This window comes from Streptomyces sp. NPDC041814 (assembly GCF_055590565.1).
Genome location: NZ_JBVJAM010000002.1, coordinates 663,715 through 683,373 on the forward strand (window position 1 = coordinate 663,715; position 19,659 = coordinate 683,373).

Annotated in this window: 16 protein-coding genes and 2 pseudogenes; 7 read left to right on the forward strand and 11 right to left on the reverse strand. The window is 71.0% G+C overall.

Annotated elements, in window-relative coordinates:
* Window positions 1-56 precede the first annotated feature (56 nt).
* Together ACZ6C6_RS08330 and ACZ6C6_RS08335 are read right to left on the reverse strand one after the other, a co-directional pair.
* Entirely contained in the window at window positions 57-1,253 is a 1,197-nt protein-coding gene (locus tag ACZ6C6_RS08330) for an acyl-CoA dehydrogenase family protein (protein WP_469200373.1), read from the reverse strand.
* A gap of 34 nt (window positions 1,254-1,287) precedes the next feature.
* The gene (locus ACZ6C6_RS08335; protein ID WP_469200375.1) at window positions 1,288-2,883 is read right to left on the reverse strand and encodes a class I adenylate-forming enzyme family protein; all 1,596 of its coding nucleotides are present in this window, start codon (window positions 2,881-2,883) and stop codon (window positions 1,288-1,290) included.
* A gap of 118 nt (window positions 2,884-3,001) precedes the next feature.
* Here ACZ6C6_RS08335 and ACZ6C6_RS08340 point away from each other — a divergent pair, with 118 nt between their 5' ends.
* A complete protein-coding gene (locus ACZ6C6_RS08340) occupies window positions 3,002-3,598 on the forward strand; it encodes a TetR/AcrR family transcriptional regulator (protein WP_469200377.1) in 597 nt (198 codons plus the stop codon).
* Window positions 3,599-3,646: 48 nt separating this feature from the next.
* On the opposite strand, the gene ACZ6C6_RS08345 is transcribed toward ACZ6C6_RS08340, so the two are convergent.
* Window positions 3,647-5,071 (reverse strand): MFS transporter, encoded by a 1,425-nt coding sequence (locus ACZ6C6_RS08345; protein ID WP_469200378.1) that lies wholly within the window; start codon window positions 5,069-5,071, stop codon window positions 3,647-3,649.
* Between the two features lie 290 nt (window positions 5,072-5,361).
* On the opposite strand from ACZ6C6_RS08345, the gene ACZ6C6_RS08350 reads away from it, so the two are divergent.
* The 3 genes from ACZ6C6_RS08350 to ACZ6C6_RS08360 all read left to right on the forward strand — a co-directional run bounded on the left by ACZ6C6_RS08350 (window position 5,362) and on the right by ACZ6C6_RS08360 (window position 8,074).
* A complete protein-coding gene (locus ACZ6C6_RS08350) occupies window positions 5,362-6,588 on the forward strand; it encodes a serine hydrolase domain-containing protein (RefSeq protein ID WP_469200380.1) in 1,227 nt (408 codons plus the stop codon).
* A gap of 333 nt (window positions 6,589-6,921) precedes the next feature.
* A complete protein-coding gene (locus ACZ6C6_RS08355; protein ID WP_469200382.1) occupies window positions 6,922-7,557 on the forward strand; it encodes a TetR/AcrR family transcriptional regulator in 636 nt (211 codons plus the stop codon).
* Between the two features lie 130 nt (window positions 7,558-7,687).
* The gene (locus tag ACZ6C6_RS08360) at window positions 7,688-8,074 is read left to right on the forward strand and encodes a YrdB family protein (RefSeq protein ID WP_469200384.1); all 387 of its coding nucleotides are present in this window, start codon (window positions 7,688-7,690) and stop codon (window positions 8,072-8,074) included.
* Between the two features lie 128 nt (window positions 8,075-8,202).
* Here ACZ6C6_RS08360 and ACZ6C6_RS08365 read toward each other — a convergent pair whose 3' ends face one another.
* Together ACZ6C6_RS08365 and ACZ6C6_RS08370 are read right to left on the reverse strand one after the other, a co-directional pair.
* Window positions 8,203-9,060 carry a hypothetical protein gene (locus tag ACZ6C6_RS08365; RefSeq protein WP_469200386.1) on the reverse strand — a complete coding sequence of 286 codons (858 nt, stop codon included), beginning with the start codon at window positions 9,058-9,060 and terminating at the stop codon, window positions 8,203-8,205.
* Between the two features lie 204 nt (window positions 9,061-9,264).
* Window positions 9,265-9,747, reverse strand: coding sequence for a hypothetical protein (locus tag ACZ6C6_RS08370; RefSeq protein ID WP_469200388.1), 483 nt, complete (start codon window positions 9,745-9,747; stop codon window positions 9,265-9,267).
* Between the two features lie 801 nt (window positions 9,748-10,548).
* On the opposite strand from ACZ6C6_RS08370, the gene ACZ6C6_RS08375 reads away from it, so the two are divergent.
* Both ACZ6C6_RS08375 and ACZ6C6_RS08380 read left to right on the forward strand, forming a co-directional pair.
* On the forward strand, window positions 10,549-11,484 hold the full coding sequence (locus ACZ6C6_RS08375; RefSeq protein WP_469200389.1) for a GNAT family N-acetyltransferase: 936 nt from the start codon (window positions 10,549-10,551) through the stop codon (window positions 11,482-11,484).
* Window positions 11,485-11,582: 98 nt separating this feature from the next.
* Window positions 11,583-11,871, forward strand: a pseudogene (locus ACZ6C6_RS08380) (dihydrofolate reductase family protein); the annotation flags it as partial.
* A gap of 127 nt (window positions 11,872-11,998) precedes the next feature.
* Here ACZ6C6_RS08380 and ACZ6C6_RS08385 read toward each other — a convergent pair.
* The 6 genes and pseudogenes from ACZ6C6_RS08385 to ACZ6C6_RS08410 form a co-directional block, all read right to left on the reverse strand.
* Window positions 11,999-14,116, reverse strand: a complete 2,118-nt coding sequence (locus ACZ6C6_RS08385) for a bifunctional serine/threonine-protein kinase/ABC transporter substrate-binding protein (RefSeq protein ID WP_469200391.1) — start codon at window positions 14,114-14,116, stop codon at window positions 11,999-12,001.
* Window positions 14,117-14,122: 6 nt separating this feature from the next.
* Window positions 14,123-16,258: a bifunctional serine/threonine-protein kinase/ABC transporter substrate-binding protein gene (locus tag ACZ6C6_RS08390; RefSeq protein ID WP_469200393.1), complete on the reverse strand. Its 2,136-nt coding sequence runs from the start codon at window positions 16,256-16,258 to the stop codon at window positions 14,123-14,125.
* Window positions 16,259-16,264: 6 nt separating this feature from the next.
* On the reverse strand, window positions 16,265-17,017 hold the full coding sequence (locus tag ACZ6C6_RS08395) for a hypothetical protein (protein WP_469200866.1): 753 nt from the start codon (window positions 17,015-17,017) through the stop codon (window positions 16,265-16,267).
* A 458-nt stretch (window positions 17,018-17,475) separates the two neighbouring features.
* The gene (locus tag ACZ6C6_RS08400) at window positions 17,476-17,859 is read right to left on the reverse strand and encodes a hypothetical protein (protein WP_469200395.1); all 384 of its coding nucleotides are present in this window, start codon (window positions 17,857-17,859) and stop codon (window positions 17,476-17,478) included.
* A 53-nt stretch (window positions 17,860-17,912) separates the two neighbouring features.
* Window positions 17,913-18,071 (reverse strand): annotated as a pseudogene (locus ACZ6C6_RS08405) (AraC family transcriptional regulator); the annotation flags it as partial.
* Window positions 18,072-18,113: 42 nt separating this feature from the next.
* Window positions 18,114-18,593: a CGNR zinc finger domain-containing protein gene (locus tag ACZ6C6_RS08410; RefSeq protein ID WP_469200397.1), complete on the reverse strand. Its 480-nt coding sequence runs from the start codon at window positions 18,591-18,593 to the stop codon at window positions 18,114-18,116.
* 108 nt (window positions 18,594-18,701) lie between these two features.
* On the opposite strand from ACZ6C6_RS08410, the gene ACZ6C6_RS08415 reads away from it, so the two are divergent.
* A complete protein-coding gene (locus tag ACZ6C6_RS08415) occupies window positions 18,702-19,610 on the forward strand; it encodes an alpha/beta fold hydrolase (RefSeq protein ID WP_469200399.1) in 909 nt (302 codons plus the stop codon).
* The last annotated feature ends 49 nt before the right edge of the window (window positions 19,611-19,659 follow it).

Here is a 19,659-nt window from a genome sequence, read left to right on the forward strand (position 1 = left end):
AACGGCACGACCAGAAGTGCGAACGAGGGAGCGGACGCCGTCCGCTGCGACAGGTGTCAGTGGTGCAGGGCCAGCAGCTTGGCGATGCCGTTGCGCTGGATCTCCGACGTGCCGGTCAGCACGCGGAACATCCGGATCTTGCGGAAGAGGAATTCGATCTCGTTGCCTTGCGTGAGCCCTTCCTTGCCGTGGATCTGCACCGCCTCGTCAAGGATCCGGAAGGCGGATTCGGCGACGAAGAGCTTGCACATGAACGCCTCGGTGTGGACCTCGCGGCCCTCGTCGAGGGCCGCGAGCGCCGCGTACGTCATGGAACGTGCGGCGTACAGGCCGGTCGCCATGTCGGCGACCCGGTGCTGGATGGCCTGGAGTGTGAGGAGCGGCTGACCTCCCGCGACCATGCGGGTCCGGGCTCGGTTCAGCGTCAGATCCAGAGCGCGGCGGGTGGCGCCGAGGACACTGGGGCAGTGCAGCAGCCGGTTCGTGGTGACCCTGCCGAGTGCGATACGCATCCCCTTGCCCTCCTCACCGAGCAGGTTGGCGGCCGGTACCCAGCAGTCGTCCAGGACGATGTCGCTCTCGATGTGCTCGCCGGACATCGGCGTCGCGCCGTCCTCGACACGGCAGCCGGGGCTGTCGAGGTCCACGAGGAAGGCCGAGAACCGGGGCTTGTCGTCCGGGAGTTCACCGGTGCCCGCCATTCGGGCGACGACGATCGCGAAGTCGGCGAACGGGCCGGCGGAGGAGAAGACTTTGTGCCCGGACAGGCGGTAGCCCTCGCCGTCCCGGGTGGCAACCGTGCGCATGGAGCGGACGTCGGACCCGGCGTCGGTCTCTGTGAGGGAGAAGCAGCACGCCCGCTCGCCGCGGATCAGCGGCAGCAGGTACGTGTCCAGCTGGTGCCGGGTGGCGTACTTGAGGATGTCGCCCGCGCGCAGGGGGCCGCCCATGTCGCCCAGCACGCAGTGCGACAGGACGCGTCCACTGGCACCGAGCTCCTCCTTCAGGGCGGCGAGCTGGGTGTACGTGAGGTTCTGGCCGCCGTACTCCTCGGGCAGGTGGATGCCGTAGAAACCGAGGTCACGGCTGCGGCGCCAGACCGGTTCGAGATCGGCGCGGGTCAGACGCCCCGTCGGGGTGATGCCGCGCTCGCGTTCGTAGTCGGCGAGTTCGCCGTCGAGGTAGCCGCGCAGGCGGTCGACGAGTTCGGCCGTGCGCGGGTCGTCATAGGTGGGACGCAGGGAGAAGGTCACGAGGGCTCCTGGAAGAACGGGCGTGCGACGGCAATCAGTTGACGCGGCGGGAGGCATTCGCCCAGTACGGTTCGCGCACGGCCTTGCGGTCGAGCTTGCCGTTGCGGTTGTGGGGCAGCTCGGCCACGAAGTCGACGGCCCGGGGCTTCTTGAAGCGGTCGAGGCGGTCGGCGCAGAAGGCGATCAGCTCGTCGGCGGTCACGCCGGTGTCACCGGGGCCCTGGACGACGACGGCCCTGACCGCCTCGCCCCATGTGTCGTCCGGTACGCCGACGACGCAGGCCTCCTGGACGGCAGGGTGCTCGTAGAGGGTGGCCTCGACCTCGGTGCAGTAGATGTTGAAGCCGCCCGAGATGATCATGTCCTTCTTGCGGTCGACGAGGAAGAGGTAGCCGTCCTCCCGCATCCAGGCGAGGTCACCGGTGTGCACCCAACCCTCGCGGAACGTCTCCGCCGAGAGCTCGGGTTCCTTCCAGTACTCGCGCACACAGTCCGGGCCGCGCACGATGACTTCGCCGACCTCACGCGGGCCGAGCTCACGGCCCCCCTCGTCGACGACACGCACCTCGGTGTCGTAGGAGGGCCGCCCGCACGACTGGAGCAACTCGGCGTCCTCCTCGACGGCGTGGGCGATCTCCCCGGCGCTCAGACCGGCGACGACACTGGTGGTTTCCCCGAGTCCGTAGCCCTGGGCGACGACGGGCCCGAAGAGCTTCACCGCGTCTCGCAGGCGCTGCGGTGAGATGGGCGCGCCGCCGATCCGCACGCTCGTCAGGGAGGACAGATCGCGGTGCCCGGCAGAGGGGTGGGCGAGCACCATGTTCACCATGGCGGGGACGAGGAAGGTGGCGGTGATGCGGTCCTTCTCGACCGTCTCCAGGAAGCTCTCAGGGCTCCAGGCGGGGAGCACGTACGTCGTGGAACCGCCGAAGACACCGGCCAGCAGGCCCATTCCGGTGGCGTGGGTGATGGGCCCGCAGGCGAGGTAGCGCGTGCCGGGCCGCGGCCGTGACTCGTCGGACATGAGCAGCTTGCGCATGTTCGCGAGCCGGTTGCCGACGGTCTGCACCGCGGCCTTCAGCGCTCCGGTGGAACCTGAGGTGAAGTTCAGGACACAGGGTTCGTTCTCGTCCACGTCCACCAGGAAGGGGGCGGCATCGCCCTCGGCGAGCAGGGCGGAGTAGGGGACGGCTGGCACTTCGGACGGGGCGTCCGCCTCCGGTTCCTCGTCGAGCGGTACGGGCAGGCAGTCGCTGCCGGCCGCGGCGATCGCGGCGAGGGCGTCTTCGCGGTGTGCCGTGTCGTAGACCAGGGCGCGTACGGACGCGTAGCGCAGGATGTGCGCGATCTCGCCCCGCCCGAGGCGCGCGTTGATCGGTGCGCGGGTCAACCCCGCCTTGTAGAGGGCGAACTCGGTCTCCACCAGCTCCCCGCGGTTCCATGCGACGGCGGCCACCACGTCACCGGGGCGAAGACCGCGCGCTGCGAGGGCGGAGGCGAGGCGGTTCGCCGAGGACTCCAGCTCGGCGAAGGACCAGGAACGCTCCCCGCACACGAGGGCGGGGGCCTCGGGCCAGTAGCGAGCGCTGCGTGAGAGATAGGTGCCGAGGTTCATGAAGCCGTACTCCAAGAGACAGAAGATGCACAATCAATTCAGTTACAGACAGGGTGTTCAGTAAAATAGGAAGTGTCAAGAGTCTTCTAGACTGGGCGCGCTCGCAGCGTCACGTTCGAGGAAAGGTGGCTTCGTGGCCGAGGACAGACGGACGAGGCGGTCCCGCCGCGCCCTGGGGACTGCCCTGGTGGAGCTGGTGCTGGAGCGCGGCTTCACCGCGTTGACCGTCGAGGACATCACCGAGCGGGCGGACGTGGCCCGTGCGACCTTCTACGCACACTGCCGCGACAAGGAGGATCTGTTCGCCCGGGTGACGGCGGATCTCCTGGCCGGGCTCGCCGCACGGCTTGAGCCCGTCGTCGCCGACAGCGAGGTCGGCTTCACCGGCAGGCCGGTCCTGGAGATGCTGCGACACGCCCGCGAGGAGCGCGATCAGTACCGGATCGTGCTGCGCGGCGAAGGCGACGGCAAGCCGCTGCAGATGTTCATGGACGCCCTTTCCCGGGCGACGGCCGAGGAGTTCCGCGGCCGAGCGGAACGCAACGCCGTACAGCCGCGCATCGACCCCGAACTGCTGGCCCGCGTCTGGGTCGGGGAGCAGATCGCGGTGCTGCGCTGGTGGGTGGAACAGGACGTCCCGTCACTGACCGACGAGGAAGTCGTCCGGATGCTGCTCAACCTCGCGCTGCACGGCCGGTACTGGGCCAGCGGCTTCGCGAGCCCGGCCTGAGCCCCGGACGGCCGCGAGATGCGGCTCTTCGCGGCCGTCCGGGGGCGCTCAGCCCAGCCTCAGCCGCAGTGCGTCCCGTTCCGGCCGGATGGTGATCAGGGCGGCCACGGCGCAGACGAGCATGACGGCGGCGGACAGCAGGTAGGCCTGGGTGTAGCCGGCGCTGCGTGAGGCGGCGGAGTCCAGCATGTACCCGGTCAGATACGGGGAGACCAGCCCCGGCAGGGTCCCGGCCGCGGCGACGACACCGAACACCGCGCCGCGCTGGACCGCGGGGACCACGGCCGAGACGGTCATGTAGTGCAGCGGAAAGACGATGGCGTGACCGCCGAACGCCAGGGCGAGCAGGGCGAGGTGGGCCCCTCGGCCGTCGACGAACGGGAGGGCTGTCATGGCCAGCGCCGCGACCGCCACGGAGACCCCTTGCGGGACCGCCGTGGACCAGCGGGTCGAGCGGCCCCGGCGGCGGAGGGAGTCCACCAGTACGGGTACGGAGAGCAGCAGCACGAGGCTGAACGCGGAGATGGCGCTGATGACCGTCGCTGCTCCCCCCGGTGTCATGCCGAGTTGCGTGCGCAGGTAGGCGGGGAGCCAGGCGTGGCTCAACGCCAGCGCCCAGGAGGCCCCGAAGGCGGCGGCGATCGACCCGAGCACCGTGCCGTTCAGCAGGAGCCGCCGGTACGGCAGCCGCTCCGAGGCGCGCGTTGTCTCAGGGGCCGGAGTACCGGCAGCCCGATGTCCGCTCGCGCCGGGTGCGGCCGGGGCCGCGGAATCCGGAGCGCCGGGGGCCCGATGGCCGCCGGGTGCGGCCTCGCCGCCGTGCGGCCCGTCGTGCCCCACCCGCCACCAGACCAGGCTCCACAGCGCACTCGACACCGCGAGGACCACGAACGCCGAGCGCCAGCCGAAGCTCGTGATCAGCCAGGTGACCACCGGGGCCGCGATCAGCGTGCCCAGGGCGGCCCCGCTGATCTGCAGGGCCGACGGCAGTCCGCGGCGGTCCGCCGGGAACCACTTGTACAGCGCGTGCATCGACATCGACGCCGCCGGTCCTTCGGCGGCCCCGAGCAGTACGCGCCCGGCCACCAGCGCGGGCACCGACGCCACGACGAGCACCGGCAGTTGGGCCACCGCCCACAAGGCGGCCATGGTGAAGAGCAGGACCCGGCTGGAGAGGCGGGCCGAGGTGAAACCGACGATCAGCCCCGAGAGGCTGAACAGCAGCGAGAACGAGCTGGAGATCATCCCGTACGTGCTGTTGCTGATCCCGAGCTCATCCATGATCGGTACGGCTGCGAGCCCCAGCACGGACTTGTCCGCGTAGTTGATGAGCATGAACGACACGATCATCGCGGCGATCAGCCATGCGTGCCGCCGGTCGAACGCGGGGGGCGGCGGTGCCCCCTTGGCGTCGATGTCGACGGGGCCGCCGGCCGTGTCGAGAGGCGGGGCGGACGAGGGCGGTTCGACCATGAGGCACACTCCAGCGGCTCGGGATGAAGGGGTGCGGAGGAGGCGGAGAACGGGGTTCGCCCGGAAAGCACGTCGCCCGCGGCGGGATGCGCGACAGCCGCGCCCAATGTTCCGGACTACCTGTCTGATATTGATCGCTTCATTTGGAAACGTAGCCCCCGGCCCGCCGCGCGTCAACGAGTTCGCGCGGCCGTAAATGACCTCTGTTCCCAAAACTGAACCATGTGTACGGTAACGGGAAGCATGTTTGGGATCTCGCAGGCTCTTGCTGCAGACGGACGGAGCGACACATGACCGAGACGGCCCCGCTGAGTGACCTCTCGTGGGCGCGCGGCTACACGGACCCCGCCTGGATCCGCCGTTTCACGGCCTCGGGCCGCGAGCTCTCGCCGAGCCGCAGGGTCTGGCGCGGCTCCGGCCGGCCCTGGGACCTGCCCGGAAGGTCCACCGCTCCCGGCCTCGACGCCCACGCGCTCGACACGCTGCCCCTCGAACTGAACGGCGGTGGCGCACTCACGCTGCCGGACCTGTTCGCCGCCGCGCAGACCGACGCCTTTCTCGTCCTGCATCGCGGCTCCGTCGTCTACGAGAGGTATCTGCACGGCACCGAAGGGCACACCCCGCACTTCAACGCCTCGGCGGCGAAGTCCTACCTCGGTCTCGTCGCGGCGGTCCTGGCTCATCAAGGGCACCTGGACCGCACGGTCCGGACGTCCGCCTACGTCCCCGAACTCGCGGGAACGGCCTTCGGCGAGGCCCGGATCGAGGACCTGCTGCACATGGGCACCCAGGTCTCCTACGGGGGCCGGCGCTTCGACAAGGCCATCGAGGCGCAGCGGTACTTCGCTGTGATCTCTCCCCGGCTGCGCCCCTTCGGCTACCACGGACCGGCCACCATTCGCGAGCACCTCCTTACCGCTCGCGCCGCGGGTGCGCCCGGAACCGACTTCTGCTACGAGAACGGCAACGTCGAGGCCCTCGCCGAAGTTCTCCGCCGGGTCACCGGTACGAGCGTCTCGGCCCTTGTCGGCGAACTCCTCTGGTCCCGGATCGGAGCGGAGGAGGACGCCTACTACATCCTCGACGGCGACGGTGTCGAGGCGGCGAGCGGGGGCTTCAGCGCCACAGCACGCGACGTCGCCCGGCTCGGCGAGATGCTGCGCTGCGGCGGAGCGGTCGGTGACCGGCAGGTGGTGCCCGAGGCCGTGGCCACCGCCATCGTCAGCGGCGTCCCCGACGGCTACCCGCGCCGTGTGCGCTTCCCCGGTGCGCCGCTGACCACGCCGGCCACGCTGTCGTACCACGACCTGTGGTGGATCCCGAACGACCCCTACGGCTCGTACATGGCCAGTGGAATCCACGGCCAGCGGCTGTTCGTCTCGCCGGGACTCGACCTCGTCGTTGTCCACTTCGGTTCCCAGGTGATCTCCTCCGCCGTGCCGGTCGTCCCGTTCGTCCCGGCATTTCAGCGGATCGGCGCCCACCTCAACTCGGAGGCGCAGCCCGCGATCCGGTGAGGCGCGGCGACTGGCCTCCTCGGTCGTGTGGGGGAGTGCCTAGCCAACGCTGGGCTCTTGAGGTGGTCGACCAACGCCTTCGCACAGTGCGGGGCTTGAGCAGGAGCGGGCGTTCTGTGCCGGTGCGCCGGGGCGCTCCCTGTCGTGCGGACGGCTGAGAGATGAGTGAGCTCGGCGACGTCACGGGGGCCTGGCGGTGGCATGCAGCGAATTTCGATACGGTCGTTGCGTAAACGTGGCGTGCTCTATAGGCTCAATAACGACACCATCGTATCGAAACGGCGAGTGGCCGCCGGATCGGCATCAGGACGAGGACGAGAAGGAGCGATGCCCATGGCGGCCCCAGGGCGCAGAGGACGTCCCCGCAACGAAGACGCCGACGAGCGGATTCTTGAGGCGGCCCACGAACTGCTGGTCGAACGCGGCTACGACCGGTTCGCCATCGACGAGGTGGCGACCCGCGCCACAGTGGCCAAGACCACGATCTACCGGCGGTGGCCCACCAAGGACCACCTGCTCGTCGCTCTCGTCGCCAAGATCCAGGACGAGGTGGCGGTCGCCGACACCGGAGACATCGGGCGCGACCTGAGCGTCTATCTCACCGCCATCGCGACCGGACTCAATCGGATGAGCCGGGTCGGCAGGGATGCCACTGACAAGGGGGACCGGTCGGCCGGAGTCGTCGCCGAACTGGTCGCGGCCGCTGCCCGGCATCCTGATGTGGGCGACGCGGTGCGGAATCTGTTCGCCCGGCGCAACGCCCAGCCACTGGCACTGCTCGACCGCGCCCGTGAGCGCGGCGCTCTGCCCCCGGACACGTCGTCCGAAGTGCTCTTCGACCAGCTGGCCGGAGCCCTCTACTACCGGCTCCTGATCACCGGTGTCCCGATCGGCGCCGACTATGTCGAGCGGCTCGTCGGTCAAGTGCTCGCCGGCTCCGGCTCCACCCGCCGCCCAGAAAGCAACTGATCATGTCTTGTCCTGCCGCTGAGTCTTCGGTGCACGCCAACTTATTTGGGGCGCCCGCGCAACCTTCGTGCCGGGATGCCGAGCGGAGGATCAAGAGGCCGGCGCAAGCCCGGAGAGTGGGGGCGGCCCGGTGAACCACTCGCTGGCACTCGCCGACAACGGCGCTCTGTTCGCCGTCCGCTTCCTGCTCGAAGTGACCTCGGTGGTGTGCGTGGGCATCTGGGCCTGGCGCAGGACCCCCACCCCCTGGCGCTGGCTTCTGGTCATCGCACTGCCCGTCCTCGTGGGCTGGGCATGGGGCACGTTCACCGTGCCGAACGACCCCTCCCGAGGTGAGAACGGCGACGTCCCCACGCCGGGGCCGGTGCGCCTTCTGCTCGAACTCGCGGTGTTCTTCGGCGCGGTGGTCGCGCTTCATGGTGCGGGCCTGCGCCGCGCGGCCCGCTGGCTCCTCGCGGTCGTGATCGCCTATCAGATCCTCGCCTACGACCGCATCGGCTGGCTGCTCAGCCACTGAATGCCCGGTGATGCTGCGGGTGACGGACTTGCGTATGCCGGGGAGCGCCCCTCTCGCCGGCGCACCGAGTGTCTGCGCCGCGTGTACCTCAAGGCCGGGGTGGAAATGGCCTATCGGCCCTCGGGCGTTCAGCTGCCGAGGTCGAAGAGGCCCCACCCGGTGAACGGCTGAGCCTGGACATAGATCCTGCCTCCCCGGCCGACGACCCGGCGGCGGCCGGGGAGAAGGCCGTCGGGCAGGGTGAGCAGGCCGACGTCCGTCGGCTCGACGGACGTTTCGGTGAGCTCTCCATGGGCCAGCCGGTCCGACTCCTCGCCGTACCCGCCGTAGAAGGCGACCCGCTCGCCGTGGACGGCCACCGCCTTGGCGCCCCGTACGCGATTCGTCCACACCTTCACGGGCCGGCCGGGGCGTATCTCGACGAGCGGGAAGTCCGTGTACGTGCACGCCCAAGCGGTGGTGCCCACCACGTTCAGGGCGTAGCAGTCGAAGAGGCCGGGGATGCTTGCGCCGTCTGACGTCCAGTGGATATGGCCTGTGGGGCTCCAGCGGCGGATTCCGGACGGGTTCTCGTCGAAGTGCCCGACCCAGATGTGACTGGCCTCGTCCACGAGCAGGTGCTCGATGGCGTCCCCGACGGAGAAGGACAAGGTCTCGCGGCCGAGCGCGTCGAAGACCTGCACCTGGTCCGCGTCCTGGTAGCGGCGGGCGCGGGAGGCCGCGACGACGAACCCGCCGTCGGGCAGGCGGTCCAGGCGCGGCCATCCGGCCCGGAGGGCGCTCAGCTCGGTGCATTCGACGTAGCCGCCCGGATGGACGGAGACGACCAGCGCGTCGAAGGGCGGGACATTGCCGCCGGGCTGCGGAGCGCGGTCGGCAAGCAGCCAGTGGGCGACGCCGAAGGCGTCGACGGTACTGGTCAGGACGTGGCGGTCGTGGTGCGTTCGGGGGAGATGGGCGTAGGGAACGAGGGCGGTCTTCTGCATGGGCGGGCTCTCCTGGGTGGGCGGACGCGGCGCGTTCGGACGCTGGGATGAGCGGCAGTCGGCGGTGCGCGTGCGGTGGAGAGGGAGACGGGGCGCCTAGAAGGCATGGCCCTTTCTGGTCGTCATGAGGTGATCATCGTTGACGGGCGCCCCCCGCGCCAAACCCTTTCGGCCCAGCCCTCACCCGTGCGTGATCACACCCGCTCAGCCTCGACGGGAGCCACCCTGCCGGCCCATTCGAATGCGCAGCGCGACTGGCCCAGCACTCATGGGCCTGGCCCTGGGCCTGCTGACCGCGAACGCGGTCAGCAGCAGGACGGTCAGGCCGCCGTCCCAGGTGATGATCGCGTCGGTGTCCGCGATCCCGCCGTGAGCCTGGTAGGCGAGGCCGGTCACGGTCAACGCCAGCTTGTTGATGATGACCAGCAGCCACACCGCGACGTTGCCCAGGGGTTTGACAGCAAGGAGTGCGAACAGGCCCGCGAAGACCGCGAACCCGTAGAGCCGCCAGGTTTCCACCACCTTCGTCGCACCGCCCGCATCGAACACGACCTGGATCTGGGCCACCGCGGCGCCAATCGCGCTGACTGTGGCGATGACCAGCAGTATCCGGGCGAGATGTAGTCGCCCGGGCGGTGTCGAGGAGTGGGCGGCGGGTTCCTGTGGGGCAGTGAGGGGCGTGGACATGGCTTCCTCCGGAGTGATGCTCAGGTCGGGTGGGCTCGGGACGGTCGGCACCTCGAAGAGAACCGCCGATGATCAGGTCCAGGGAGGGGCGGTCGACCGGCACGCCGCTCACCAGGATCCGGTGTGCAGCGGGCCGGCCAACTGGCCGAGCGGGGCGGAGACTTCAAGGACTGTGCGCAGTTCGCCGCGTCCGAGACGACCCCGGTAGGGGCGACGCCCCGGAAGGGGAACCGTATTTACGCTACTCAAGTAGCGGAAGTGAGCCTAGGCCGGGTCACTCGATTACGCAACCCGTGTAGCGTTATTGCCCGTGCCGGCCGGTGGGCTGGCAGTTAGGCGGTGGCGGGGGTCGGTGGCTGGTGGAAGGTTCCGTCGCGGAGCATCGCGAAGAGGACGTCGGCCCGGCGCCTGGCGAGGCAGAGCAGAGCCTGGGTGCGATGCCTGCCCTGGGCGATAGACCCCGATCGGCTTTGACGGGCCGAAGTTCTGGGTCGCTCACGGCGATGGCCGCGTTCCCGCCTGCATCCATGCACATTGACCACGCGTCAGGTTCGTGCGGCGAGTGGGCGGTAGCGCGTGCGCGTCACCCCAGTCGTTCCGTTTACAGAACGTTCTGTTTATGGAACACTTCTCACGTCCCGATCATGCATCACCGCCCCGGAGGGGGCGGGATGCCATCCCCGGGCCCAGAGGCATGGTGGCGTGTCAGACAAGGGCCGGAACAGTCAGGCGTGCCGGTGGCCACCGAATGGATCCGCGCAGAGCCGACCCCCTCACCCACAGACAGGACGATCCCCGAACATGCCTATCCGCATAGCACGCCCCGACGAACTGCCTGCCCTCGTCCAGTACTCCGCCCAGCCGGAGCAGAACGATGGTCGGGCCGCCTACCTCAGCGACCTGCTCGCCAAGCGGTGCACCCGGCCGGAGTGGTGCCTGGTCGCGGAAGACGAGTCCGGTCGGCTCACTGCGGCCACCGCGCTGTGGACCCTCCCCGGCAGGGAGGTCCCGATGGCTCTGGTCCTCCTGGAAGCGCCGTGGGGCGAACCCGGCCTGGTCACCGGCCGGGCCCTGCTGGCCGAGGCGGTCGCCCTGGCCGGTTCGCTCGGTGCCACTGAACTGGAGCACGTCACCGACTCGCCGACGCAGGCGCCGCAGTACCAGGCGCAGCCGGAACGACGGGCCGAGCTCCTCCGCTTGGCGGGTTTCGAGCGGGCTCGCGACGGTCGTCGATTCCGCCGTCGTCCCCATACGGAGCACACCTCGCATGACAGCCGATTGACCTGGCATTCCCTGCCGCGTCTGGGTCGTGAACCGTTCATCGCTCTCCTTGCCGAGTCGCTGCCGACCAGCGCCGACGCCCAACTCGCCGCCAGGGTCGCGAGGCATGGCGCCCGGCGTGCCGCGGAGAGTCTCTTCGCGGACATGGAGGAGTTCTCGTACGAGCCCTCGTGGTGGGAAATCGGCTACGCCGCCGACGGCACACCGGCGGCCCTCAGCCTCCCCGCCCGCAATCCGTCGGCCGCTGTGATCGGTCTGGTGGCGGTATCACCCACCTGCCGCGGCAACGGCTACGCGACGGCGGTGGTGGCGCGCGGGACGCGTCTGCTGGTCGAAGGGGGCGCCGAGGAGATCCGCGGGGACTGCGACGCGGCGAACACCGCCATGATCATGGCTTTCGAACGGGCGGGCTACGAGTGTTTCGCCAACCGCCAGGAGTTCACCCGCCGGTTGTGAGTGGGGGCACGGGCGCAAGGCGGCGCGACGCAGGACTCGTCCGATGAGACGCTGCCCCCACAGGACACGGTCCTGAAGTGCGGCGGCGATGAGCTTCGCCGTCGTTCTCCGTCGCGAGCGGCGACCCCGTCGACATCGTCACCCGGCTCAAGGAGGAATCAGAGGTGCCGCTGCGCTCGCACGGCAGCCCGACTCTGAACCGGGCGCTGCTGGCCGCCGGTCTGGTCGACCGTGTCCCAGGTGACGCTCATCCCCGTGATCAACGGCCGGACCGGAGCAGACCCGGTCTTCCAGGGCGCGGCCGACTTCGACCTTGAGCTGATCGAGAGCCGGACGCTCGACGGCCACACCCAGGAGCTCATCTACCGGCCCACTCTGCATGTCTGAGGGCGACCCGAGGCGGCGGCGACCGGGGCGGCGGGAGAACGACACGAGGCGCAGAGCATTGCGCGTATCACCGGCCTGAAAGCGCGCCCGGAGGCCCGCTTCGGGTCCCCACGCCCGGAGCTCGCCTTCAGACCTTCGTGTACGGCCCCAGGAAGCGGGCCCGGCCGTCCTCGACCCGGTAGAGAAAGATCCCGTCCGCGTACCGCACCCGTCGCACGGCGTCGAAGGACAGCGTCCGGGTGATGCCCGGGTGGGTGGTCAGGAAGAGGCGCTGTGCCATGCCTTCGCGCTCCGCCCCGGTGGCGCTGGTGGTGCGGGCCGCGCGGGCGATCAGCCCGACCGCGTCGTACGCCTCGGCGGCCCAGCGGGCGGGCTCGGTGCCGTAGCGCTTCCGATACGCGGCGGTGAACGCCTTCGCGGCCGGGACCGCCGCCGGGTCACTGTACGCCTGGGCGAAGACCCAGCCCTCGGATGCCTTCCCGGCACCGCTGAGGAAGGCGGGAGCCAGTACCGCCCCCGTCGACACGCGGGTTCCGGTGAACCCGGCGGCAGCCAGGGCGGCGGCGCAGCGGGCGCCCCGGGCAGGGGACGTCGAGGCGAGAACGACGGCGTCCGCACCCCCGGCGACCACCGCACGGGCCACCGGACCGAAGTCCTCGGTGTCCGCAGCGACCGGGTGCACGGTCACCTCGACACCTTCGGGCGGGGGGTCCCGGAAGGTCTTCGTGCTGGCCCAGGCCCCCTCGATGTCGGCGCGGTCCTCCACGATCGCCACCCGGTCGGCCGGACGGACCTGGAACACGTAGCGCGAGATGCCGATGGGCAGCGCGCTGTCGAGGGGGCGGGCCACGCAGAGCGTATGCGTGGCCGACATCTCGGCGGTGGTGGCCCCGGCGGAGACGACGACCTGGGCGAGGTCGGCCTTCTCGTAGCGTTCGACGGCGGACGCGGCGAGGACGTCCTCGGTGGGGCCGACGACTGCCAGCACCTTCGGGTCGGCGGCCAGCCGGCCGGCGGCCCGGAGCGCACGGGCGGGGTTCCCGGCGTCGTCCTCGGTGCGCAAGGCCAGCCGGAAGGGGGCGTCGGCGCGGGCGTTGTGGTCGTCGACGGCGATCCGCATGCCCCGCTGGTGCGCGAGGCCGGTTGCCCGGCCCGGTCCGGTGAGGTCCGCGTGCAGGCCGATGGTGTGGGTGGGCGGGGTGTGGGGGGCGGGGGACGCCGTGGCGCCGTGGCGTCGCGCCGCCGTCCGGGCCGCCACCGCGCCCCCTGCCAGTAGGATCCCCGCCGCCCCGGCGATCAGCACGGTCCGCCGGGTGGGGCGGGGCGGGACGGATTTCCCGACGACGGTGGGCGGTTCCGGGACGGTGACGTCGAGGGCGGCGGCGGAGCGGGCGGCGATCAGCGTGGCCAGTCCGGGCGGCGCCCAGGCGCCCGGGTCCTCGCCGGGCGGTGCGGCGAGGACCCGCGCCACGTCCCGGGCCGTGGGCCGGTCCGCCGGGCCCTTCTCCAGGCAGGCCTCGACGAGCGACAGCAGGGCGGGCGGAAGGCCCTGCAGGGCGGGTGGCTCGTGCACCGTACGGAACAGTACGGCCGCGGCTCCGCCGTCTCCGAACGGACGGCGGCCGGTCGCCGTGTACGCGAGGACGCATCCCAGCGCGAAGACGTCGCAGGCGGGTCCGGCTCGCTCTCCACATGCCTGCTCGGGAGCGAGGAAGCCGGGGGTGCCGATGACGGCGTCGGTCGCGGTGAGAGCGGTGGCGCCCTGGTGGCGGGCGATCCCGAAGTCGATGAGCCGGGGCCCGTCGAGTGCAAGGAGCACGTTCGACGGTTTCACGTCGCGGTGGACCAGCCCGGCTCCGTGCACCGCGTCGAGCGCGTCGCCGAGGCGGGCCCCGAGCGCGCGGACGGTCGCGGGCGGCAGGGGGCCTTCGGCGAGGACGACCTCGGCCAGCGAAGGGCCCGGTTCGAACACGGTGGTGAGCCACGGTTCACGGGCTTCGGTGTCGGCGTCCGTCACCGGGACCACCCAGGGACCGGTGACCCGGCGGGCGGCCTCGGCCTCGCGCCGGAACCTGGCCCGGAAGCCGGGGTCGGCGGCGTGTTCGGCCCGGATGACCTTCACCGCCACGAGCTGCCCGCCGGACGTGCGGGCCAGGTACACGACGCCCATGCCGCCCGCGCCGAGCCGCGCCAGGACGTGGTGGGTGCCGACGGTGCGGGGGTCGTCCGGGGTGAGTGGCCGCATGCCTGGTCAGTTCTTGCTCGTGGCCAGCGGGCCGAGGTAGCGGAACGCGCCGCCGCGGACACCGTGGAGGTGGGCTGCCTGGCCCTTGAGCCGGTTGCCCTCACCGAAGGCGTAGTCGCGCGAGATGCCGTGGTACGAGGAGGCGGCGATCTTCGCGACCAGGTCCGCCCGTGCGGGGGGCCGGTTCTTCCGGGCGAGGGCGGTGAGGGCGGCGAGAACCAGTCCGGCCGCGTCGTACGCCTCGGCGGCCCAGGGGTCGGGGGCGCCGCCGTACTTCTTGCGGTGCGCCGCGGCGAACTGCTTCACGGCGGAGGCCGTCGCGCCGACGCAGGGCGAGACGAACTCCCAGCTCTCGGCGGCGTCACCGGCGTCCCGCAGGAAGCGGGCGCCCATGGCCGAGTGCATGGCCATGCGGGGCCCCTTGTAGGAGGTGGCGGCGAGGGTCCGGGCGGCGCGGGCGGCCCCGGCCTGGTCCCCGGCGTGGAAGAAGGCGTCGCTGTGGTGTGCGAGCAGGTCGGCGACGACCGGGGCGAGGTCGCGGGTGCCTGCGGGCACGACGCGGGGGTAGGTGGTCCCGTCCGTGGAATCGACGACGATCCGGTTCAGGAAGTAGCCCGTCAGGTACGCGGACTGGCCGCCGGCCCGGTCGACGAGCACTCCGAGCCGTTGCACGTCGGGCCGGAGCACCAGCCGGTTGCGGATCGGGTACGCAAGCGCGACGTCGGACGGCACCGCCTGGAAGAAGGACCTCATGGACCGTACGGCGAAGCTGATCTGCTGGGACGAAACGGTGACGAGCGGCAGCATCGCCTCGTCGTAAACTCCGAGCACCGCGGTGGTGGCCGGGTCGTCGGTCGGGCCGACCACGGCGAGCACGTCGCGGTCCCGGGCGAACTGCTCGGCGGCGCGCACGGCCGCAGCGGTACCGCCCCGGTCGTCGAGCACCTTCACGCGCAGGCCGAACGGCTTGTCCGTAAGGGAGTTGAACCGGTCGACCGCGAGCCGCACCCCGTGTTCCTGGGCCCGTCCGTCCGCCGCCCGGGGCCCGGACAGATCGGCCTGCACGCCGATGGTCCAGGTCCGTGCGTCCGCCCCGGCAGCGCCGGATCCCGCGGTGTCGTCGTCGCGCAGCCACTCCCGCACCGCGAAGGCGCCGCCCGCGACGGCCACCGCTCCGGCGCCCGCGAGGAGGAGCAGCCTGCGCCGGGCCGGGCCGGCTGTCCCGGATTCGTCGGCGAGTGTGGCGTCGATGCCGGGAAGGGCCAGGATCGTTGCGGCCCGGTCGGCGATCAGCCGTACGACGTCCCCGGGAAGCCAGTCGACCGAAGCGTTCGGGGCGTCCTCGGCGATCCGTCCGTCGAGTGCGGCGGCGGTGGGGCGGGCGGCCGGGTCCTTGTCGAGCATGGCGCCGAGCAGAGTGCGCAGTCCGGGGTCGTCGATGCCGCCGAGATCCGGTTCCTCGTGGACGGTGCGGTAGAGCAGGGCGTCCACGGCGCCGCTCCCGAAGGGCAGCCGCCCGGTCGCGGCGTACGCGAGGAGGCAGCCCAGCGAGAAGACGTCACCGGCAGGTCCGACGGCGGCGCCCTCGGCGGCCTGCTCGGGCGCGAGGAAGCCGGGGGTTCCCACCACCAGGTCCGTCGCGGTGAGCGCGGTGGCGTCGGTGACCCGTGCGATGCCGAAGTTGATCAGCCGCGGCCCCCCGGCGCCCAGCAGGACGTTGCCGGGTTTGACGTCGCGGTGGACGAGCCCCGCCGCGTGCACCGACGCCAGCGCGCGGGCCAGCAGCCGGCCGAGGACCCGGACGCTCCGCGCGGGCAGGGGGCCGCACCGGGTGACCGCCTCGGAGAGTGCGGGGCCGGGTACGAACTCGGTCGCGAGCCAGGGACGTTCGTCCTCGGTGCCGGAGCCGGTGACCCGTACCGCCCAGGGGCTGTCCACTCGGCGCGCGGCCTCTGCCTCGCGACGGAAGCGGACCCGGAAGTCGGCGTCGCCGGCGTGTTCGGGCAGGATCACCTTGACCGCGGCCAGCGCCCCGTAGGCGGTTCTGCCGAGGTAGACGGTGCCCATGCCACCGGAGCCGAGGCGGCCCAGCAGGCGGTGTCCGCCGATCCATGACGGGTCCGAGGCCCGCAACTCTTCCACGTGTTCTCAGCCCTTCTTCCCGACGGCCGCGTGCAGCCGCATCAGCATGGCGCTCTGGGCCTGGACGCCGAGGTCGCCGATCTCGGCGTCCGTCCACCCCTTGGCGCCCTTGGCGGTCACGGCGAAGGTGAACCGGAGGATCTGGTCCTGTTCCCAGAAATACGGGTAGGGGCCGCCGAGTTCGGAGCTGCGATATTCACCGGATTCCACCAGCGTGTCCTCGGAGTTGACCTGATTGGCCTCGCCCCGGGCCAGGGCGCCGGCGCCGAGCCCGCCGATGAACTCACCCTGGCGCAACTGCTGCGTGGGGCAGCGCATCGATTCCTCCAGCGATTCGGCCATCTCCCACCGTGCGCCGTCGTCCGTGCGGTGCACCGTGACGATCGCGGCGAGCCGCAGCGGCCCCTTGCCCTTGCCCGCGGGGACCTCGAAAGAGCGTGTAAGGGTGGCGAGGATCCCGTGGTCCGGTTCGCGCTGCTGCCATACGCAGTCGGCGCCGAGCACCGGCCAGGTGCCCTGGCCGCTTTCGTACGGGGTACGCGCGACGACCCCGGGCCCGAAGCTCTCGGGGTCCGCGATGACCTGTCCGATGAGGTGGAGGGCGGCTTTCCGGGTGGTGGGCAGCCGTGCCGGGTCGGCGTCGATGACGGGCGCGCGTGTGGCCTCGGGGCTCTCGTTTCCGGTGGCGGCCGGGGAGGCGCCCGGCCGCTTCTTCGCCGCGTCCCCGTCTCCTCCACTGCCCCCGCCGCACGCGGTCATCAGCAGCAGCGGTACCGCCGCCAGGACTCCGTACCCGCGCCATCCGCCGATCGGCCCCCCGCGAACCACGAACAACCACCCCGTATCCCCGAAGTCACGTCGATCCTATGAGTACGGGAGGAGGGCTGCCGGTTCCCGAGGGCACCCTTCCGGAATTCCCGGCACTTGCGTCACGGTCGGCCAGAGGAACCTGGACCGGTTCGCGCGTGGTGGACCAGTGCGCACGGATGCTTCAGGCCTCCGGGGCGTGGGAGTTCGACGTCGTGCGGCTGGTCATCGTGAGGCGTTGGGCGGGCGGCATGCCGGGGCGCAGAGACGTACGGACTCCACCACCGGCAACGCCGCAAGGCCCGCTGAGCCGCCGCCGGGGTCGGGGCCGTCCCCAGCTGGTCGTGGCAACGGGAACGAAGCCTCCCGGGGCCGGGCGTTCGGCGAATGCGGGCGTGTTTGCTGCGCGCCTATCCACGTGTGGCCATGTAGGCGAACATTCCTGCGCCGGCGCCCAGAAGGAGGAGTTGCAGGACGCCGGTCACCCAGTAGTGGCGGAGAAGAAGCAACCCGCCGCTCACGACTCCGGTGCCCAGGACGATCCACGCTGCGCGTCGGGCCTCCGCGGGGGCGGCAGGTGGGTTGACGGCGTCGTAGCCGTCCGCCCACCCTGTCATTCCGTAGCGGAACAGCAGACAGCTGACCAGTGCCAGGTCGACGACGAACCATACGCATCCCGCCGCGACCTGAAAGCCCTTCGAAGGCTCGCCATACCTCACGCGCACCACCTCGCGCCCCACCGGGTCCGTTGCGGGCCCCGGCCCAGTGTGCCCGCACGCCAGTGCGTCGCGCATGAGTACGGCTACTCAGGAAGAGCGGAAGCCGGTTCTCGACGCACGCCGCCGGAGTCCGACAGGCTGATCACCGCGGTGAGCGCGCGGCGCGGCGGTCCGCAGTGCACACCGGTGGGAAACCCGCGGAGGTCGAAGCCGGCCTACGAGGCGACCTACTCGCGCCGGACGGGCGCCGGACAGGCACTGATCCCGGTGGCCGCGTGGCCGTCCATGCTCCCGGGCGAACGATCCGCCCGGCGGTGTACGGAGACGGGTCAGCGGCTGCGTTCGTAGTGGCGGCGGGCCTTTTCGCGGTTGCCGCAGACGGCCATCGAGCACCAGCGGGCACGGTTGGCGCGGCTGCGGTCGATCAGGAACAGCCTGCACGCCTCGTTTGCGCAGGGGCGCAGCCGGCCGGGCAGTTTCTCCTCGGTGTCCGCCCAGGCGAGAACGGCCTCGACGGCCAGCCGGGCGTGCGGGGGAGTCCTCACCGCCCACCGGAGACCGGCGGAGGTGATCTCCGGAGTCCGGTGGACGCCTTCGAGCAGCGGGCTCAACGCGGCGGGCGGGCGCTCTCCGCGCACCACGTCCCGCAGAACGTCCCGCGCCTCGCGGAGCAGCGCCAGTTCCTCGGGGCTGCCTTCGCCGCCGTGTTCCCGCGCCCAGCGCCGGCCTGCGGCCGGGTCGCGGAGCGCGTCCTGTTCCTCGCCGTTGACCACGGGCCTGCTGTTGAGCAGGTCCAGCAGGGTGTCCATCGGGCACCGCTCCCTCTAACCGTATTGATTCGTTTGACAGGTTAGCTCGCTCGCCTCATGCTTGCACAGCGACGAACTAACCGGATAGACGACGTTAAGGGGTTAGGTATGAGCTCGGTGCACCATCGGACCGCCATCATCGACGGTCACGAGATCTTCTACCGCGAAGCGGGCCCCGCCGACGCCCCCGCGATCGTCCTGCTGCACGGCTACCCGACCAGCTCGTTCATGTTCCGCGACCTGATCCCGCTCCTGGCCGACCGCTACCACGTCATCGCGCCGGACCACCTCGGCTTCGGCCACTCCGACGCCCCTCTCGCAACGGAGTTCAGCTACACGTTCGACGCCCTCGCCGGACTCACCTCCCAACTCCTCGACCGACTCGGCCTGGACCGCTACGCCCTCTACGTCCAGGACTACGGCGCTCCCATCGGGTGGCGCCTGGCACTCCAGCACCCCGAACGGATCTCCGCCCTCGTCACCCAGAACGGCAATGGCTACGAGGACGGCTTCATCGAGTCGTTCTGGACCGACGTCTGGGCCTACGGCGCAAACCCCGGCCCCGACACCGAACCCGCCGTCCGTGGCGCGCTGGGCCTCGACGCCATCCGCTGGCAGTACGTGCACGGCGTGCCCGACCCCAGCCTGATCAGCCCGGACACCTGGGAGCACGACGTCGCCCTCGTCTCCCGCCCAGGCAACGACGAGATCCAGCTGGCACTGTTCCGCGACTACCGGAACAACCGCCCTCTCTACCCGTTGCTGCACGATCTCCTCCGCCGCGGAGAGATCCCGGTACTCGCCGTGTGGGGGCGCAACGACGAGATCTTCGGCCCAGCCGGTGCACTTGCCTTCGCCCGCGACGCGAGGGACGCGGAAGTACACCTGATCAACGGAGGCCACTTCCTGCTGGAAAGCCACCTGCACGTCGTCGCGGGATACATCCGCGGCTTCCTCGGGCGGGTACTGGGACAACCAGGCCCAAGGCCGGCCGGAACACCGGGCCGCGCGGCGTGAACGACAGCGACGCGCCCTGCGCGATCGGCCAGGCGTGTTCGCGCCGGAT

Excerpts from the sequence above, each read along its gene's own strand:
- ACZ6C6_RS08375 (WP_469200389.1), top strand. The coding sequence starts at position 10,549 with ATGCCTATCCGCATAGCACGCCCCGACGAACTGCCTGCCCTCGTCCAG.
- ACZ6C6_RS08350 (WP_469200380.1), top strand. The coding sequence starts at position 5,362 with ATGACCGAGACGGCCCCGCTGAGTGACCTCTCGTGGGCGCGCGGCTAC.
- ACZ6C6_RS08355 (WP_469200382.1), top strand. The coding sequence starts at position 6,922 with ATGGCGGCCCCAGGGCGCAGAGGACGTCCCCGCAACGAAGACGCCGAC.
- ACZ6C6_RS08395 (WP_469200866.1), bottom strand. The coding sequence starts at position 17,017 with ATGACCGCGTGCGGCGGGGGCAGTGGAGGAGACGGGGACGCGGCGAAG.
- ACZ6C6_RS08370 (WP_469200388.1), bottom strand. The coding sequence starts at position 9,747 with ATGTCCACGCCCCTCACTGCCCCACAGGAACCCGCCGCCCACTCCTCG.
- ACZ6C6_RS08415 (WP_469200399.1), top strand. The coding sequence starts at position 18,702 with ATGAGCTCGGTGCACCATCGGACCGCCATCATCGACGGTCACGAGATC.
- ACZ6C6_RS08385 (WP_469200391.1), bottom strand. The coding sequence starts at position 14,116 with ATGCGGCCACTCACCCCGGACGACCCCCGCACCGTCGGCACCCACCAC.
- ACZ6C6_RS08345 (WP_469200378.1), bottom strand. The coding sequence starts at position 5,071 with ATGGTCGAACCGCCCTCGTCCGCCCCGCCTCTCGACACGGCCGGCGGC.
- ACZ6C6_RS08410 (WP_469200397.1), bottom strand. The coding sequence starts at position 18,593 with ATGGACACCCTGCTGGACCTGCTCAACAGCAGGCCCGTGGTCAACGGC.
- ACZ6C6_RS08365 (WP_469200386.1), bottom strand. The coding sequence starts at position 9,060 with ATGCAGAAGACCGCCCTCGTTCCCTACGCCCATCTCCCCCGAACGCAC.
- ACZ6C6_RS08400 (WP_469200395.1), bottom strand. The coding sequence starts at position 17,859 with ATGCGCGACGCACTGGCGTGCGGGCACACTGGGCCGGGGCCCGCAACG.